We start from the raw sequence: 17,360 nt of genomic DNA on the forward strand, positions 1-17,360 counted from the left end.
ATGTCAGCCTTTTTATTATTGCTTCGTTTTTACTTTTGGCAAGATCTTGCTTAAGCTTACTTTTCTTTCTTTTTCCCAAGTCGAAGGATCTTTATCGTCATATTGCTCTAAAAAAGAGATAACTTCCTTCGTGATGGGGGTAGGGGTGGAGGCGCCGGATGTGATGCCGACGATGTTCACATCTTTAAGCCAATCCAGTTCAATTTCAGTGACATCGGCAATACGGTAAGCTGGTGTTCCTGCAATTTCCTGTGAAACTTGTGCCAGACGGTTCGAATTGTTGCTTTTCGGATCGCCTACAACAAGAACAAGATCACATTCTTTTGCCTGCTCTGCAACAGCTTCTTGTCGGACCTGTGTAGCCAAACAGATTTCTTTATGAACCTCGGCGTTTGGGTATTTTATCAGCAGCTGTTTAATGATCTCAGCTACATCCCACTGGCTCATCGTCGTCTGATTCGTAATAAGAATCTTGGCGTTCTCAATCGTCAGGTTGGCAATGTCCTGCGTGTTTTCAATCAAATGAACCGCATGGGGAGCGATGCCAATCGCACCTTCCGGCTCAGGGTGGCCCTTTTTGCCAATATAAATGACTACATATCCTTCTTTTTCTTTTTCCCGGATTAAGTCATGTGTTTTGGTAACATCTGGACACGTTGCATCAATTTCGATCAGCCCTTTTTCATGAGCGATGCGCCTCACTTCTGGAGATACTCCATGAGCTGTGTAAATAACAGTGCCCGACTCAATGTTGCGGATGATGTCCAAACGGCTCTTCCCGTCCAGCGTAATAATTCCCTCTTCTTCAAAAGCATCGGTAACATGTTTATTATGAACAATCATGCCCAAAATATAGATAGGCCGGGGCAATGATGGATCTTTAGCCGCCTGTCTTGCTAATACCATGGCATCAACTACGCCATAGCAATAACCTCGAGGAGATATTCTAACAACCTTCATTTTCATCTCTCCCTTATAAACTAAAAAGATCGGCTGTTCAGATGAAATGGTCTGAACACCTCTTCCCATTATAAAGGAGAGCGTATAAGAAAACAATGAAGCGGACTTTGAGCTAAATGAACAGCTTTGGTGGAGGCTGCAGGCGTGTGACCGGTCTTTTACTCGATGATTTCGGCGGCTTTCCAACATTTTTTACTTTTCTGGCTGCAGGACCGATAATAATTTTAGCGTCTTCTGGAGTGCCTGCCGGTATATCATAAGGAAAGCTGCTTTCTTCCAGCATCTCGCTGTCTACTGCAACTTTTACAGGCTTAGCTTCAGTTTTGGGTTTCTCTTTCTTTTTAGGTTTGCTTTGAGGAGCTGCTTCTTTTTTTGCTTTTGTTCTTTCGTCTCTGGCTTCTTTTTTTTCTTTTATCGTTTTGTTTGTGTTATCTCTAAATTCTTTTAAGGACTTCATCATGTCCGGTAGATTTTTTACCATTGGCCCGTACTGTTTTACCATGGGACCCATTGTTTCAGCAACCTGCAGCATTTTTTGAACGTTTTCCACCATGGTCAGAACGTTCAACGGCGATCTGGCCGCACCGCCTAGACCGGCTAGAGAACGCATGCCCGCTGGAGGAGTGAATCGCTGTCCAGGCGGTATACCCGCCGATCGTCCGCGCTGAGGACCTATAGGGGGATATGGATGCATTGTTTGACCCTCCCTTCAGAAAAATACCCTTCACTTAAAGATATGAAAGTCTGGCTCAAAGGTGTGCGGATGTCTTGGCAAAACGGCAGAATTCCTTTTCTTCATAGCTAATTTTCAAGACTTCATCTATAATACTAAAAGTAGACAATACAAATGGAAAAAAGTCAGGTGATAAAAAATGAAAACAGCGTTTGACCGTTTAAATATAAAACCGTTTTTATTAAACGCAATGATCGAGCAAGGATTCAAAAAACCGACAGATATTCAGGAGCGAGTTGTTCCGGGAATTCTGAACGGTTATGACATTATCGGACAGTCACAGACCGGTTCAGGTAAAACTTTAGCTTTCCTTTTGCCGGTACTGAATAAGATCAATACCGAAAAAAATGAAATTCAAGCGATCATCACGGCGCCTACCCGTGAACTCGCACAGCAGATCTTTGACGAGTATGAAAAGCTGTCGGAATACTTTCCTGAAGATGATTTCATCCGGGCGAAGACGGTCGTTGGTGGAACCGACCGAAAAAGAATGGCCGACCGTCTGAAGAATGCTCCGCATTTGATCATCGGTACACCAGGGCGCATTAAAGACTTGGTGAACAATGAAGGAATCAATATCTTTTCGGCAACGACGCTCGTTGTTGATGAAGCTGATCAAATGCTCGATATGGGATTCATTGAAGATGTCGACCAGGTGGCAGCACGTATGGCAACAAAAATTCAAATGCTTGTGTTTTCCGCGACAATCCCGGAAAAGCTGCAGCCGCTGCTTAAAAAATATATGAATAATCCGCGCCATGTTCATGTGAGCCCTGAACAGACGACAGCGAAAGAAATCAAACATGTTTTGATTCCGCTAAAGCATAAGGACAAGATAAAGACTTTGATCGAAGTTGCAAAAGCGTATAATCCTTACCTTTGTTTAGTCTTCGTCAACACGAAGAAAACAGCAGATGAAGTAGCGGATGCCATGCTCGCAGAAGGCATGAATGCCGAGCGGCTGCACGGCGATGTTCCTCCGCGTGAACGGAAGAATATCATGAAACGAGTGCAAAAAGCAGAGTTTCAATATGTTGTAGCGACTGACCTGGCAGCGAGGGGCATTGATATTAAAGGGGTAAGTCATATCATTAACTTCGAGCTCCCAGCCGATTTGGATTATTATATCCATCGTACAGGCCGGACAGGCCGTGCTGGAATGTCAGGCATCGCGGCAACCATCATTGAACCTTCTGATCAGCTCGCTATTCAAAAACTGCAGAATCGAAAAATTCTGTTTGTTCAAGAAGAGCTGAAGAACGGGGAATGGAAAGAGGTGCCCCTTCGAATAAGAAAGGCCACTGTCCAAAAAGGAAGCACAGGTGCAAGTGTACAGAAACCTAAAAAAGTGAAGCCAGGCTATAAAAAGAAGATGGCAGAAGAAAAACGCAGAATGGAAAAAAGGCAAAATCGCAATAAAAGATAATCATCAAGGTTAGAGAAGGAGATCAGGTATGCTGAAACTAGGATCACACGTATCAATGAGCGGAAAGAAAATGCTTCTTGGGGCAAGTGAAGAAGCAGCTTCCTATGGAGCCAATACTTTCATGGTTTATACTGGTGCGCCTCAGAATACCCGCAGAAAAAAGATTGAAGATCTGAACATTGAAGCGGGTATCAAGCATATGCAAGAAAATGGCATGACAGAATTGGTCGTGCACGCACCATACATCATTAACATCGGAAACTCAGTCAAACCGGAAACTTTCCAGCTGGGCGTTGACTTTCTTACTTCTGAGATCGAACGTACAGCTGCCATTGGCGGAAAGCAAATCGTTCTTCATCCCGGAGCCCATGTTGGTGCGGGAACAGAAGATGGGATCAAGAAAATTATTGAAGGTTTGAATGAGGTGCTGACACCTGAACAAAATGTTCAGATTGCACTGGAGACTATGGCAGGAAAGGGTTCGGAATGCGGCTGTACGTTTGAAGAATTGGCCTCTATTATTGATGGGGTTCACCTTAACGGTAAGCTTTCCATCTGCTTTGATACTTGTCATACGCATGACTCTGGATATGATATCATCAATGATTTTGATGGAGTGCTGAACACATTTGACAAATTGATCGGCCTTGATCGTCTGAAGGTTCTTCATATCAATGACAGCAAGAATGAGCGCGGCGCCCGAAAGGACCGCCACGAGAACATCGGATTCGGAAAGATCGGTTTTGATGCATTAAACTATATCGTCCACCATCCGCAGCTTGGCTATGTCCCTAAAATATTAGAGACACCTTATGTTGGAACAGATAAGAACAATAAAAAACCTCCATATCAACTGGAGATCGAAATGCTGAAGAATAAAGAGTTTGTTCCGACTTTGCAGGAACAGCTCCTAACTGTATAAAAAAAGAGGCGGAAAAACGCCTCTTTTTTATCTGTTTAAATAATTGTTGATTAAGTATTGGATGTAATTTGCTTTCTCGCGGCTCACTTCTGCGGCAATCGCTTCAATGATTTCTGCACGCTGGGCAGCATTTGTTATGTTAATGTTGTATCTTCTTAAAATCCCGATCACTTTATTGGCTTCCTGCATGGAAACCGGAAACTGATACTGTCCTGCCAATTGAACGAGTTCCTGGGCAGTAAGCTGATTTAATTTCGAGTTGACCATGTGGACCATAAAAGGATTCATTTTATCCCCTCCTATTCACCCTATCCTATGAAGGAGCGGAAAAAAAGTGAACAGAAAAAAGCCGCTTAGAGCGGCTTTTTAGTAATTTATATCACAGAATGAAACATGAAATTTATCAGAAATAATAAGGCGATTACATACAGTGGTGCAGGGATCTGCTTGCGCTGCCCCACTGCCATTTTCAAAACGGGATAAGCAATGAAACCGAAGGCCAGCCCGTCAACAATGCTGTATGTTAAGGGAATGAGCGCGATGATCAAAAACGCAGGAAATCCTTCTGTAAAATCAGAAAGCGGGATATGCTGTATATTTTGGACCATAAGACCACCAATAATGATCAGTACCGGCGCGATTGCTCCGTCTGGTATCATGCTGAGGAATGGAGTGACAGCAATCGAGGCAAGGAACAAGATCCCTGTAACGACACTCGTCAAACCCGTTCTGCCTCCTTCGGAAATCCCAGCAGCACTCTCTACTGTAGAAATGGTAGGGCTTGTACCAAGTACGCCTGAAATGAGAGATGCCACGGCATTTGCCTGAAAGGCTTTTGGGAATTTTCCGCGATCTGGCAGAAGGCCGTGAAGGAGCCCCATGTTTTCAAATGTAACAATCATCGTAAGTGAAAACGTAGCAATCCAGAATGGAAGGCTGAAGATTCCTTTGAAATCTGCTCCGAAAAAGAGCTCCATAAAGGGCGCCAATTCAAGCTTATTATGAGTATCTTCCGTGCCATGCGCCCAGCCGGTTAGGTAACCGATCAGGCAAGTAAGCGCAATTCCAATCAAGAAGCTGCCTTTCACATTTCTTGAAAAAAGAAACAAGGTTACGACCAGCCCTATGATGGTGAGCAAAGTTGTCGGATGCCCTAAGTGTCCAAGCTTCACAAAAGTAGTAGAACTGGCTTCAATAATTCCGCCTTTTTGCAGGCCGATAAATGCTAGAAATAATCCAATGCCAACCGTTATACTATGCTTTAAAGAAGCTGGAATACTTTCTGACAGTACATCCTTAAGCCGGGTTGAGGCAACAGCCAAAAATAAAATACCTGAGATGATAACAGCAGCAAGCGCTTCTCTCCATGAAAGCCCCATACCTTGTATGATGGTATAGGTAAAAAAGGCGTTTACGCCCATACCCGGCGTTAAAATGATCGGAGCGTTCGCATAGAATCCCATAAAAAAGCATCCGGCTACAGAGGTCAGGATAGTGGCAAGAAGTACGCCGTAATAAGGCATTCCTGCATCAGCCAGTATTAAAGGATTGACGATAATAATATAAGCAATGGTGAAAAATGATGTAACACCAGCAAGTACTTCCTGTTTTATGGAACTGCTGTGTTTCTCTAACTGAAAAAATTTTGATACGTTCAAGTGTTTCCCTTCTTTATTTACTTATCCCTCTCCCACCCAGCAGCCAAGAGCTGCCAATTAAAAATTATAACGCAATGCCTCCTTCTTGACTACTCCTTCTTTTTAAAGGTTTCAAAGTGGAGGGGAAGTAGCATTAAACAGAGCAAAGGATGATAGAAATGACATATAAAGCAGTATGTTTTGATATGGACGGTGTATTGGTTGATACGATGAAAGACCATGCAAAGGCGTGGAACTATGCCTTTGGTGAGCAGGGCCACATCATTAGTGAAGATTACTTTTACGAGTTGGAAGGAATGCCGGGGATGCAGACCATTCTTCATGTCAATAACCGCCATCTGCTCAAATTATCTGATACTGAACAAGAAGAAATCTATCATAATAAACGGTCGCATTTTATACAAAATTCTACCTATGCCTTCTATGACGAAACCGTTGAAGCCATCCTGGCTTTAAAGGAAGCAGGGATACCGATCGCTCTTGCGACAGGGAGCAGAAAAGAGTTTGTACAGGAAGTACTTGAAAAGCTGCGGATCTCATTTGATGCTGTAATTACAGGCGATGATGTTGAAAAAGGTAAGCCTTCACCAGAGCCTTATGAAAAAGTGTTTAAGCAGTTTTCGTATTCAGCTGAAGAATGGATTGTCGTTGAAAACGCACCGCTTGGTATTCAGGCCGCTGATGATTCCGGTGCCTATGTTCTTGCGCTACTGACCACACTTCCTGAAGAAAAGCAGTCCAGGGCAGATGAAATTCTCAAAGATCATGGGAGGTTGAAGGAGTACTTGCTGAGAAAGCTGAGAGGATAAGCTCGCTATTTTACAAAATGAGAGGTTTCTTGTATACTTTATTGGAATTTAAATCGTAACCGTTACTATTAGATGGAGGCGCGTATGTCACAGCAAGCTGTTAAACCAGCCGTTAAGATAGAGGATCTTTCCTTCCATTATGGAGACCGAAACGTTCTTGAACATATTACATTTGAGATTCCTGAAGGATCGTTTATGGGACTTGTCGGTCCGAACGGCTCTGGCAAATCCACCTTGATCAAATGTATTTTAGGGCTGTTAAAACCGCAATCCGGCAAAGTTTTTTTGTTCGGAGAGCACTTGAGCCAATTTAGAAACTGGGATGAGATAGGGTACGTGTCCCAAAAAGCCAATAGTTTTAATACAGCTTTTCCAGCGACTGTCTATGAGGTGGTATCGATGGGGCTGTTCGGCAAGGTTGGCCTGTTCCGGTTTTTGACCAAGAAACATAAGCAGAAAATCATTGAGGCGATTGAAACCGTAGGCATGACACCTTACATGAACCGAAATATTGGTGAACTTTCGGGCGGCCAGCAGCAAAGGGTGTTCATCGCGAGAGCGCTTGTCAGCGACCCGAATCTGCTTATCCTGGATGAACCGACTGTCGGTGTCGATTCTGCATCGGTTTCCAGCTTCTATCAGATGCTGAAAAACCTGAACCGCGAGAAAGGCCTGACACTGCTCCTTGTTACACATGATGTAGGTGTCATGTCTGACTATGTCACCCATGTGGCCTGTTTGAATAAACAGCTGCACTTTCATGGAAATACAGCTGAGTTTGAGAAAACCTCTAAAGAAGGCTTTTCACAAATGTATGGGCACCATGTCCATGTAATAGAACATCAACATTAACCGGAGGAAGAGTGGATGTCATTCCCGTTTTTTCAATATGATTTTTTGCAGAATGCATTTCTTACAGGAATTATGATTGGTCTATTGGCCCCTGTACTTGGTGTATTTATTGTTGTTAGAAGACAATCTTTAATTGCAGATGCACTGTCGCATATTACATTGGCAGGAATTGCAGCAAACCTTTTGCTGGGCCGTAACGTCGGATTCTTCAGCGGGCTTAATCCTCTATATATGGGGATGGTCTTCTCGGTCGGGGGCGCAGTGGGGATCGAACAGCTGCGCAAAGTATATAAGCATTATGAAGAACTTGCCATACCAATTATCATGTCAGCCGGAATCGGACTGAGTGTTATTTTTATCTCACTTGCGAATGGTTTTAACACGGACTTATTCAATTATTTATTCGGAAGCGTACTGGCTGTTAAAGAATCCGATGTATGGACAATCTTTTTTATTCTTTTGCTTGTGTTTGCATTTGTACTGTTTTTATATAAAGAATTATTTGTGCTCTCCTTTGATGAGGAGCAGGCTGCTGTTTCTGGGATTAGAGGAAAGTGGATACAGTTTCTATTCATTGTCATGGTGGCTCTTGTCATTGCTTCTTCCATGAAAATTGTAGGGATTTTGCTTGTTTCTTCTTTGATGACATTGCCGGTTGCAGCCAGTATCCGGCTTGCGAACGGGTTTAAGCAGACATTTGTTTTGTCTGTCATCTTTGGCGAAACAGCGGTCATTCTTGGCCTCATTCTGTCTTATTATCTGGACTTTGCCCCTGGCGGCACTATCGTAATGATCTCGGTTATCATTTTATTGCTGTCGCTCTTGTGGAAAAAGCTGCGTTCCAGAAGAAAAATAGCGATTAACCAATAGTGGAGGTGCAGTATGGACGTTTTAACCGCCATTGATTTATTGAAAAAAAAGGGCTATAAATATACCGATAAACGGAAAGACATCCTTCAATTGTTTTCCGATGAAAAAAGGTATCTAAGCGCCAGAGATGTTCAAGATTCACTGAAAGAGAATTATCCTGGATTGAGTTTTGATACCATTTACCGCAATCTTTCTACCTTCTCAGACCTGGATATATTAGAAGAGACTGAACTGGAAGGGGAGAAAAAATTCCGGTTCACTTGTCCTACACAGGAACATCATCATCATTTGATCTGTTTGAAGTGCGGAAAGACAAAGGAAATCAATGCCTGTCCTATGGAAAATGTAACCACAGATTTGTCGGACTTTACCGTTACCGGACATAAATTCGAAATTTATGGTATCTGCCAGGTATGTGTAAACTGATCGAGGATTGAGGTATGACTTTCCTCTAAATGTGGCATCCTAGCCGTAAAGGAGGAGAGTCATTTTGCCAACAGTAAAATGTAATGTAGCCAACTGCACATATTGGGGAGAAGGCAACAATTGTGTAGCCGATGCCATCCTTGTTGAAATCGATAAGCATGCCAACAATAGATACGATATGGAAGCAAGCGGTGATCTGAGCGGAGATGCCAATCACAAAGACAACGCCGATAAACCGGCTGAAACCTGCTGCCATACATTCAAGCGAAAACAATGATAAAAAAGGAGCGTTTACCGCTCCTTTTTTATTTGCCGTTTCAGCTTTTCATTAAATTAACAACTATATTTACCTTGTTTAAAGCCATACTAAAAACGCTCCACCAAAGAAAGTGAGGGATTCGGTATGGCAGAAGATAAAGAATTTGAATCGGAATACAGAAGAGAACCTGTTAACCGGGATTCGGATTACAGAGAGGAAATGGCTGCTGATGTTGTCCCGATCACGAGCGGAGCAGCTCTTCCTGAGTATGATCGTCCCCGAGACGAACGTGAGCATGTAGAAAGAGAAAGACATGAAGAAAGAGATGACCGCGGCCAGGCAGGAAGGGTAATCGGAATGTTTTCCGTTATCCTGTCTGTTCTGTCATTGTTCATTCTTCCTGTCCTTTTCGGGGCTGCCGGTATTATCGGCGGTTTTATTGCAGCTAGGCGGGGAGCAACTACTTCAGGTTACTGGGCGATCGGAATTGGGATTGCTTCCATTGTCATCAGTTTATTATTTGCCCCCTTCTTTTAAATACAGGAGCAAAAAAAGCCTGCCGGTTCAACCGGCAGGCTTTTTGTTATTTTACAAATTCAGCTTGTTGTTTTGCATGATGTTCTTCAGCCAATTTATCGATTTCTTTTTTCAGCTCATCAAGCAGCTGATCTTCAGGAATCTTGCGTACAATTTCTCCGTGGCGGAAAAGCAAACCTTCGCCTCTTGCGCCTGCGATGCCAATATCAGCTTCGCGCGCTTCTCCTGGTCCGTTAACGGCGCAGCCGAGTACAGCAACCTTAATCGGCGCACGAATTTTAGAGATATATTCCTCTACTTCATTGGCGATTGAAATCAGGTCAATTTCAATTCTTCCGCATGTAGGACAAGAAATCAGTGTAGCTGCATCAGAAAGCAATCCGAACGATTTCAGCAGCTCTCTTGCCACCTTCACTTCCTCAACAGGGTCTGCACTTAAAGATATACGGAGTGTGTTTCCGATTCCTTTGCTGAGGATAACACCCAATCCTGCTGCACTTTTTACGGTTCCGGCAAAAAGAGTACCGGATTCGGTGATGCCGAGATGGAGAGGATAGTCAAAGGCTTGTGCTGCTTTTTCATACGCTTCTATTGCCAAGTTAACATCAGAAGCCTTCATGGACACGATAATGTCATGAAAATCAAGATCTTCGAGAATCTTAATATGATCAAGTGCACTCTCAACCATGCCTTCTGCTGTCGGGTATCCGTATTTTTCAAGATATTTCTTCTCGAGAGAGCCCGCGTTAACACCGATACGAATCGGAATACCTTTAGCTTTTGCTGCTTTAACGACAGCTTCTACTTTTTCTTTGCGCCCGATGTTGCCCGGGTTGATTCTGATCTTGTCGGCGCCGCCTTCAATCGCTTTAAGAGCGAGCTTATAATCAAAATGAATATCAACGACAAGCGGAATGGATATTTGTTTTTTTATATCGGCAATAGCCTCTGCTGCGCGCATGTCAGGACAGGCGACGCGGACAATTTGGCATCCTGCCTCTTCCAGGCGTTTGATTTCTGCAACAGTAGCTTCAACATCATGTGTTTTTGTAGTCGTCATGCTTTGAACGATTACCTGGTCGTTGCCGCCGATTGTTAAAGGGCCGACTTTGACAGGTCTCGTTTTTGAACGATGCGTAATTTCACTCATTGGTGAACCGCTCCTTTAATTTCTAGTATGACAGATAAAAAGCAACATCTGTACAGTAGTACATTTTATCAAGGGTTCCTTTAGTTTGGCAAGAAATCTAGTGTTTTAGTTCTTTATAGACCGGAAAATTATACATCTTTCCAACTTGAATGCTTTCAGGCCGGATATTGTGATTATATCTCTGAAAGTCCTTAATAATCTCAGGAATTGGCTTGGAAAGGGGAGCGGGGTTCACCTTTTCAATGATCGAAAGAACGGTATCTCCAGAAGAAACTTTCACTTTTTTATAAGGTGTGCTATTTTTTATACTGACCGCAGAAACGGGGGCTGGTTTTGAGCTATAGGACTGTAGAGTTCCAATTTTGAGATCATAAGCAATGGTATAAACAATAACTAGTGACAGGCAGAAGAGCAGAAATTTTTTCAAAGGCTTGTCCCCCTTTTGATATATGGAGAATATATATGCTGCGGCCTCTCGGTTTATTCCTTTAGACACCTATTTTTCAAGTATTAAATTGCTCCTTGAAAGTTATGTGGTGTAAAATGGAAGTATATCTGCAAGAAAAAGAGAAAGATACAGGGTCAAAAAGGGAAATACAAACAATGAGGTGGAGTATAAACATGAAATGGAATGCAAAATGGTTAGTGCCAATAATGGTCTTACTTACATTCATGGTACCTTTAAAAGCATTTGCTGATGCAGCGCCTGGAGATGTAATCGTAACACTTGGCGAAGATCTGACACCGGACCAAAAGGCAAAAATCTTAGAAGAGATGGGTGTTGACTCTAACGTTGATTCCGTAAATGTAACGAACGAAGAAGAGCATCAATATCTCGGTAAGTATATTTCCAAAGCGCAATTAGGAACACGTGCTATTTCATCTTCAAAAATCACACTTGCTGAGAAGGGTAAAGGGCTGCATGTGGATTCGAAAAACATCAACTGGGTAACCGACAGCATGATTGTTAATGCTCTTGTAACAGCAGGAGTAAAGGATGCAGACATCTATGTTACTGCTCCGTTCGAAGTGTCTGGAACAGCTGCTCTTACAGGAATCCTAAAGGCCTATGAACAGAAAGCTAACGTGAATATCCCTGAGGAAAAGAAGCAAGTTGCCAATGAAGAGGTTGTAAGAACGGCACAGCTTGGTGATCGAATCGGAACGAAGGAAGCCACACAGCTTATTACAGAAATCAAACAAGAGCTGGCCAAACATCCGGTTAATAATGAAGATGAACTTCGTGATCTCATCAAACGGGTAGCTGAGCGTCTCGGAATTCAGCTGACAGATGAAGAGCTGAACGGACTCGTTTCACTATTTAACAAAATGAAGGATCTTAACATTAATTGGGATAATGTTCAAAATCAGCTGCAGAATGTCCGTGATAACCTGGATGGATTTTTAAATAAAGACGAAACGCAATCTTTTCTCCAAAAGTTCATCGACTTTATTATTTCCATAATTGATGGCATAAAAGGCCTGTTCCAAAAATAAGAAAAAGCAAAGAAGGAGCCTGGTTAGGGCTCCTTCTTTTTTTATCCTTTTGGCTGTGGAGTTTCTTTAATGGAAAGATGAAGAAAAACAGAAGCCACTGCCCAATAGATGAGAAAAGAGAAGGGGACGTCTGTATGTAAAAGTTTCATGATGGCAAAGAAAACAGTAGGAAGTGTTACGGCATAGGCAGACATGATCCACAGCTGCCTGTAAGAAAGCTTTCGATGGCTGATATTTTGCAGCACTAATCCGATGACGGCCAAAACCGTAACCCCGATAAACTTTAACGCGACCGTAAAGACATAGATAAATAAAAATAACAAAGGTATCAGAACAGGCAGCAGATCGAATAAGGTGTTTGTCCAGGAGCTGATATCTTTCTTTGTCAACTTCACATCGCCGAGGGTGTTGTAAGGAACCTTCTGAGTTTCCCCGCCAGATATGACGATTGCTTCGTTATGCAAGAGAGCGATCACGTTTGTATAATCTGAGAGATCATCTTCTTTTATTGATCCTGTTGTATCAAAAATGAAGGTTTCACTGCTGTCTGTATGAACAACAGGCTTTTTCAGATCGGATGTTAGCTTTCCGTTTTGCAGCGAAAAGTCAGGAATCTCAGAAGTCATCGATTGCTTGAACTCTTCTATGCCCGATTTAAAGGCTAAAGAAAAGGCAATACCCACCGGGATTGATGTCAGCAGGATCAAAAAAAATACATAGCCTATGGCTTTGCCGATTCCCTGAAAACGGAGACGGGCAATCATTGGAGGGGAATACAGGCTTTTGAAAAAATGGTTGAAAATTCTCATTGAACTCCTCATTTCCTGAATGGTCTATATTAATTTTAGCGAATTATGAGGAAACAGACAATGAGGAGAACATTCCTTTGTAAAGGTTTTGCGAAGCGACTTTACATGACCTTCATAAAACTAGATAATGGCATAAGAATGATTAGATAAAAGGGGTTGTAATTCTATTGGGTGTTCAGGATATGCTGTTTCAATTTTTAGGCGGGCTCGGCCTTTTTCTATTTGGAATTAAATATTTAGGTGAGGGTCTGCAAAACTCTGCCGGTGATCGGCTGAGGAACCTTTTGGACAGTCTGACGACCAATTCATTTACAGGAATTCTGGCTGGCTTATTCGTAACCATGCTCATTCAATCCAGTTCTGCCACAACGGTATTGACGGTAGGGCTCGTAAATGCAAGAATGCTGACGCTTAGACAGGCAGTTGGGATCATTATGGGGGCCAATATCGGTACTACTTTCACTGCCTTTATCATTGGATTTGATGCAGCGGGATTTGGTCTGCCACTGCTTGCGGCAGGGGCATTCTTCGTTTTTTTTATCCGGAGTTACAAATATGTTTTCATCGGAAGAATTTTATTCGGCCTGGGCGGGCTATTTTATGGCCTTCAGCTAATGGGAGCAGGGATGGAACCTTTGCAGTCCTCCCTTGATTTTCAAAACATCACGGCACATTTAAACGATCAGCCGTTTTTGGGCATCGCCATTGGAACTTTGGCAACGATGATCCTTCAATCCTCAAGCGCGACCGTGGGCATACTGCAGCAGATGTTTTCAATGGACCTGATTCATTTAAACGGTGCCCTTGCTGTTCTTTTTGGTGATAATATCGGAACCACCATCACAGCTGTGATCGCATCGTTCGGGGCCTCTCAGAATGCCAAGAGAGCAGCACTGGTTCATGTGCTGTTCAATCTCATAGGGACGATTATTTTTGTGATTATCTTTATCCCTTACAAAGGGTTGATCCAATGGATTTCAAGCAGTCTCCATCTGGAGCCTGCCATGCAAATTGCCTTTGCGCACGGAATTTTCAACATCGGCAATGTTATTATCCTGTTTCCATTTATTTCATTGCTGGTCTTTACAGTCTCAAAATTGATTAAAGATGATCAATGGTCTGTTGACAGCAAGACGGTAAAATTGGACGAGAAAGTCATCAACAGTTCTCCGGAATTTGCCCTGCATCAAGCTAGGCAGGAGCTGCTGAAAATGGCTGATTATTCAAGGGAGGGTCTCAGCCAGGCGTTGCTTTTCTTCCAAACCCGGAAAAATAAGCATGCCGATACAGCCATGCAGTATGAAGAAGAGATTAACCGGTTTGACAGGCAAATCACCAAGTTTCTCGTTAAACTTTCTATTCATTCTTTGTCCAAGAATGAATCTAAAGAGCATACGATGCTTCTCAATCTGTGCAAGGACATCGAAAGAATCGGGGATCATATGAAAAATATGATTGATCTGGTCTGCTTTATGGCACGAAATAATATTAAACTTTCGGAAGTAACGTCACGCGACTTTGAAAACATGATGATCCTGACCCAATCCTGCCTGACAAAAGCGATTATTTCTCTTGAGAAGAACGATAAACCGATGGCTGAGGAAGTTCTGAACATTGAGGACGATATTGATGAAATGGAGAAAACACTGAGAAAGAAACACATTCAGGACATCAACAACAATTTAAGCACCGGCCAAGAAAGTGTGGTGTATGTTGACTTTATCAGCAATCTAGAACGGATCGGAGACCATTCTGTCAATATTGCAGAAGCAGTGCTTGATCGATAAACCTACTTAAAACACTACAGGAGGCTTACTGATGGATTATGTATATTGGATATTAATCGGCCTGTCGTTCGTTCTGGCATTCGCTGCCCTGATCTTTCCCATACTGCCTGGAGCGCTTTTTCTGGCTCTTGGGTTTGTGCTCTATGGAATTTTTTATTCCTTTCAGCCATTTACGCCCTTTTTCATCGGTGTAGAAGTGTTTTTGCTGGCAACTCTTTTTGTAGTGGATTATTTCAGCAATTTGTTTGGAGTAAAAAAACGGGGCGGTTCCAAAGCGGCCGTATGGGGCAGCACGATCGGCCTGCTCCTTGGCCCATTTGTGATTCCTGTTGCCGGCATCATCGCCGGACCGTTTCTGGGTGCGTTTATTGCAGAATTGATCATCGGGCGAAAATCAATAGGAGAAGCGGCTAAGGTAGGGTTTGGCTCAGTTCTTGGTTTTTTGGGAGGAACGGTTGCTAAGATCATCATTCAAGTGATCATGATTGGCTATTTTCTTTTTGTTGTATTATAAAAATAGTGCTTGCTAAAATGTTGGAGACGTGCTATATTTATGTCTGTCTCACCGAGGGCTTTCAAAATGGTCATGAAAAAAAGGTTTGACTTACATAGCTTAAAAATGATATAGTAATTCTTGTCCCTTAGAGGACAACATTGTTCCACAGTAGCTCAGTGGTAGAGCTATCGGCTGTTAACCGATCGGTCGTAGGTTCGAGTCCTACCTGTGGAGCCAAATTATGGCGGTGTAGCTCAGCTGGCTAGAGCGTACGGTTCATACCCGTGAGGTCGTGGGTTCGACTCCCTCCGCCGCTACCATATTTTTTTAGGCGATGGCGATCGTGGCGAAGTGGTTAACGCACCGGATTGTGATTCCGGCATTCGTGGGTTCAATTCCCATCGGTCGCCCCATTTTTATTTACATAACTATCTTAATACATAAAATGGACCCTTAGCTCAGTTGGTCAGAGCGGTCGGCTCATAACCGATTGGTCGTAGGTTCGAGTCCTACAGGGTCCACCATTTTTCAGCACATGGAGGTATACCCAAGTCCGGCTGAAGGGATCGGTCTTGAAAACCGACAGGGGTGTAACAACCCGCGGGGGTTCGAATCCCTCTACCTCCTCCATAATTTCTTAATTTTTATATCATCGCAGGGTGGAGCAACGAGCGTTACAGCATGATTATGCTGCGAGTACCTCGACGGATACACTCCAATGATTACTCGAGTAGAGGAAGAGGTAAAGCCTCTGAGAGACAGTCAATAATTACGGAGGAATAACATCGTCCGTAAACTTAATATCATCGCGGGGTGGAGCAAGCCTTCGTCCTTGAATCAGCATCTTAGCTGGCTTGTCTCGACGGATACACTTCAGGAATATGCTTGTAGAGGAAGAGACAGTAATAACTGCGGAGGAGTGACCTCGTCCGTAAACTTAATATCATCGCGGGGTGGAGCAGTCTGGTAGCTCGTTGGGCTCATAACCCAAAGGTCGCAGGTTCAAATCCTGTCCCCGCAACCATAATATCTAAAGTGGCTCGATAGCTCAGTCGGTAGAGCAGAGGACTGAAAATCCTCGTGTCGGCGGTTCGATTCCGTCTCGAGCCACCATTTTCATACATAGTCAACCTTTGCCCAACGTGGTGAAGGTTTTTTGTTTTTAATGAGAAAACTTTTGTTTTAATATCTCCCATAACGAGGGATAAAAGAAGTCCAGCTATGTACATAATAAACTTTGATTAAAGAGGGTTAATCGTTGAAAGTTCCGGGTAAATCTGATAATGTATGAGTTGGGATACTTATTAAACATTATTGTTGTTTAACTATGTTTTCAATTTTGGGGTTTTTTCTCCAAAATGAAATATAAAAAATGTTTACATACCAAGGAGGAGATTGATCATGGCAAAGTTTGAACTGCCTGCTTTACCTTATGCTGCAAATGCACTGGAACCACACATTGATGAGACTACAATGAATATTCACCACGACCGTCATCACAAAACGTATGTTGATAACTTGAACGCAGCACTTGAAGGCCAAGCTGAGTTTGAAAACAAAGGCCTAGAGGACCTTCTTTCCAATCTTGATGCATTGCCTGAAAACATTCGCACAGCTGTACGCAACAATGGCGGCGGACATGCGAACCACAGCTTATTCTGGGAAATCCTAAAACCAGGCGGATCCAACGAACCTACTGGTGAAGTAGCTGAACGCATCAACAGTAAATTCGGAAGCCTTGATTCATTCAAGGAAGAGTTTGCAAATGCTGCAAAAGGCCGTTTCGGATCTGGTTGGGCTTGGCTAGTTGTTAATAACGGTGAGCTTGAAGTAACAAGCACAGCGAATCAAGATAACCCTGTGATGGAAGGCAAAACTCCAATCTTAGGTCTTGATGTTTGGGAGCATGCATATTACTTGAACTATCAAAACAAACGTCCAGATTACATTAATGCATTCTGGAATGTAGTAAACTGGGATGAAGTTGAAAAACGTTATAACGAAGCAAAATAATGCAGAAAAGCCGGCCAGGTTCTTTGAAAAAGACCCTGGCCGTTTTTTTTATACTCTTTTTCTAATGATATACAATAAAAACCAATTCTTCGTTTGGCGAATAGCCCCTTTCAGGATGTGAAAACTACATGTGAATTGCAAAGGGGCGAGAACAAA

General features: G+C 42.9%; 19 protein-coding genes and 7 tRNA genes. 19 read left to right on the top strand and 7 right to left on the bottom strand.

All coding sequences use genetic code 11. The annotated features are described in order from the left end of the window. Positions 1 to 15: 15 nt before the first annotated feature. The gene (locus P4361_RS09855; protein ID WP_062234911.1) at positions 16 to 960 is read right to left on the bottom strand and encodes a 4-hydroxy-3-methylbut-2-enyl diphosphate reductase; all 945 of its coding nucleotides are present in this window, start codon (positions 958 to 960) and stop codon (positions 16 to 18) included. A gap of 112 nt (positions 961 to 1,072) precedes the next feature. Continuing rightward, positions 1,073 to 1,654 carry a VrrA/YqfQ family protein gene (gene vrrA, locus P4361_RS09860; RefSeq protein WP_062234914.1) on the bottom strand — a complete coding sequence of 194 codons (582 nt, stop codon included), beginning with the start codon at positions 1,652 to 1,654 and terminating at the stop codon, positions 1,073 to 1,075. Between the two features lie 178 nt (positions 1,655 to 1,832). Here vrrA and P4361_RS09865 point away from each other — a divergent pair, with 178 nt between their 5' ends. Both P4361_RS09865 and P4361_RS09870 read left to right on the top strand, forming a co-directional pair. Further along, positions 1,833 to 3,119: a DEAD/DEAH box helicase gene (locus P4361_RS09865; protein WP_256226065.1), complete on the top strand. Its 1,287-nt coding sequence runs from the start codon at positions 1,833 to 1,835 to the stop codon at positions 3,117 to 3,119. Positions 3,120 to 3,147: 28 nt separating this feature from the next. Continuing rightward, complete coding sequence (locus tag P4361_RS09870; RefSeq protein WP_328089240.1) at positions 3,148 to 4,041, top strand: deoxyribonuclease IV; 894 nt, start codon at positions 3,148 to 3,150, stop codon at positions 4,039 to 4,041. A gap of 27 nt (positions 4,042 to 4,068) precedes the next feature. Here the strand turns inward: P4361_RS09870 and P4361_RS09875 are convergent, their stop codons facing one another. Continuing rightward, positions 4,069 to 4,329 (bottom strand): DUF2624 family protein, encoded by a 261-nt coding sequence (locus P4361_RS09875; protein WP_053357853.1) that lies wholly within the window; start codon positions 4,327 to 4,329, stop codon positions 4,069 to 4,071. Positions 4,330 to 4,415: 86 nt separating this feature from the next. Then, positions 4,416 to 5,699, bottom strand: coding sequence for an NCS2 family permease (locus P4361_RS09880; RefSeq protein WP_053357854.1), 1,284 nt, complete (start codon positions 5,697 to 5,699; stop codon positions 4,416 to 4,418). Between the two features lie 158 nt (positions 5,700 to 5,857). Between P4361_RS09880 and P4361_RS09885 the strand changes: the two genes are divergently transcribed. The 6 genes from P4361_RS09885 (at position 5,858) to P4361_RS09910 (ending at position 9,452) form a co-directional block, all read left to right on the top strand. Further along, positions 5,858 to 6,508: an HAD family phosphatase gene (locus P4361_RS09885; protein ID WP_328089244.1), complete on the top strand. Its 651-nt coding sequence runs from the start codon at positions 5,858 to 5,860 to the stop codon at positions 6,506 to 6,508. Positions 6,509 to 6,592: 84 nt separating this feature from the next. Continuing rightward, positions 6,593 to 7,360: a metal ABC transporter ATP-binding protein gene (locus P4361_RS09890; RefSeq protein ID WP_062234925.1), complete on the top strand. Its 768-nt coding sequence runs from the start codon at positions 6,593 to 6,595 to the stop codon at positions 7,358 to 7,360. A gap of 15 nt (positions 7,361 to 7,375) precedes the next feature. Further along, a complete protein-coding gene (locus P4361_RS09895; protein WP_091004627.1) occupies positions 7,376 to 8,230 on the top strand; it encodes a metal ABC transporter permease in 855 nt (284 codons plus the stop codon). Between the two features lie 12 nt (positions 8,231 to 8,242). After that, positions 8,243 to 8,656 carry a Fur family transcriptional regulator gene (locus tag P4361_RS09900; RefSeq protein WP_062234930.1) on the top strand — a complete coding sequence of 138 codons (414 nt, stop codon included), beginning with the start codon at positions 8,243 to 8,245 and terminating at the stop codon, positions 8,654 to 8,656. A gap of 64 nt (positions 8,657 to 8,720) precedes the next feature. Further along, positions 8,721 to 8,933 carry a DUF1540 domain-containing protein gene (locus P4361_RS09905; protein ID WP_053357859.1) on the top strand — a complete coding sequence of 71 codons (213 nt, stop codon included), beginning with the start codon at positions 8,721 to 8,723 and terminating at the stop codon, positions 8,931 to 8,933. A 126-nt stretch (positions 8,934 to 9,059) separates the two neighbouring features. Continuing rightward, positions 9,060 to 9,452 carry a hypothetical protein gene (locus P4361_RS09910; RefSeq protein WP_053357860.1) on the top strand — a complete coding sequence of 131 codons (393 nt, stop codon included), beginning with the start codon at positions 9,060 to 9,062 and terminating at the stop codon, positions 9,450 to 9,452. A 46-nt stretch (positions 9,453 to 9,498) separates the two neighbouring features. Here the strand turns inward: P4361_RS09910 and ispG are convergent, their stop codons facing one another. Then, positions 9,499 to 10,602, bottom strand: a complete 1,104-nt coding sequence (gene ispG, locus P4361_RS09915; RefSeq protein ID WP_062234938.1) for a flavodoxin-dependent (E)-4-hydroxy-3-methylbut-2-enyl-diphosphate synthase — start codon at positions 10,600 to 10,602, stop codon at positions 9,499 to 9,501. 97 nt (positions 10,603 to 10,699) lie between these two features. Then, the gene (locus tag P4361_RS09920; protein WP_328089246.1) at positions 10,700 to 11,029 is read right to left on the bottom strand and encodes a hypothetical protein; all 330 of its coding nucleotides are present in this window, start codon (positions 11,027 to 11,029) and stop codon (positions 10,700 to 10,702) included. A 194-nt stretch (positions 11,030 to 11,223) separates the two neighbouring features. On the opposite strand from P4361_RS09920, the gene P4361_RS09925 reads away from it, so the two are divergent. Continuing rightward, positions 11,224 to 12,099 (top strand): DUF1002 domain-containing protein, encoded by an 876-nt coding sequence (locus P4361_RS09925; RefSeq protein ID WP_091005265.1) that lies wholly within the window; start codon positions 11,224 to 11,226, stop codon positions 12,097 to 12,099. A gap of 41 nt (positions 12,100 to 12,140) precedes the next feature. On the opposite strand, the gene P4361_RS09930 is transcribed toward P4361_RS09925, so the two are convergent. Continuing rightward, positions 12,141 to 12,908, bottom strand: coding sequence for a DUF1189 domain-containing protein (locus P4361_RS09930; RefSeq protein ID WP_328089248.1), 768 nt, complete (start codon positions 12,906 to 12,908; stop codon positions 12,141 to 12,143). A 182-nt stretch (positions 12,909 to 13,090) separates the two neighbouring features. On the opposite strand from P4361_RS09930, the gene P4361_RS09935 reads away from it, so the two are divergent. The 10 genes from P4361_RS09935 (at position 13,091) to P4361_RS09980 (ending at position 17,204) form a co-directional block, all read left to right on the top strand. Then, positions 13,091 to 14,695, top strand: coding sequence for a Na/Pi cotransporter family protein (locus P4361_RS09935; RefSeq protein ID WP_425590250.1), 1,605 nt, complete (start codon positions 13,091 to 13,093; stop codon positions 14,693 to 14,695). Between the two features lie 31 nt (positions 14,696 to 14,726). Continuing rightward, on the top strand, positions 14,727 to 15,209 hold the full coding sequence (locus tag P4361_RS09940; protein ID WP_328089249.1) for a DUF456 domain-containing protein: 483 nt from the start codon (positions 14,727 to 14,729) through the stop codon (positions 15,207 to 15,209). Positions 15,210 to 15,353: 144 nt separating this feature from the next. After that, a tRNA-Asn gene (locus P4361_RS09945) sits at positions 15,354 to 15,428 on the top strand. Between the two features lie 6 nt (positions 15,429 to 15,434). After that, positions 15,435 to 15,511: transfer RNA gene (locus P4361_RS09950), tRNA-Met, on the top strand. Positions 15,512 to 15,528: 17 nt separating this feature from the next. Then, a tRNA-His gene (locus P4361_RS09955) sits at positions 15,529 to 15,604 on the top strand. Between the two features lie 34 nt (positions 15,605 to 15,638). Continuing rightward, positions 15,639 to 15,715, top strand: a tRNA-Ile gene (locus P4361_RS09960). 13 nt (positions 15,716 to 15,728) lie between these two features. Beyond that, positions 15,729 to 15,821, top strand: a tRNA-Ser gene (locus P4361_RS09965). A 317-nt stretch (positions 15,822 to 16,138) separates the two neighbouring features. Continuing rightward, positions 16,139 to 16,215, top strand: a tRNA-Met gene (locus tag P4361_RS09970). A 13-nt stretch (positions 16,216 to 16,228) separates the two neighbouring features. Next, positions 16,229 to 16,304, top strand: a tRNA-Phe gene (locus P4361_RS09975). A 288-nt stretch (positions 16,305 to 16,592) separates the two neighbouring features. Beyond that, positions 16,593 to 17,204: a superoxide dismutase gene (locus P4361_RS09980; RefSeq protein WP_053357866.1), complete on the top strand. Its 612-nt coding sequence runs from the start codon at positions 16,593 to 16,595 to the stop codon at positions 17,202 to 17,204. Positions 17,205 to 17,360 lie beyond the last annotated feature (156 nt).

The sequence above is a fragment of the Fictibacillus sp. B-59209 genome (assembly GCF_036216745.1).
GTDB lineage: Bacteria > Bacillota > Bacilli > Bacillales > Fictibacillaceae > Fictibacillus_C > Fictibacillus_C marinisediminis.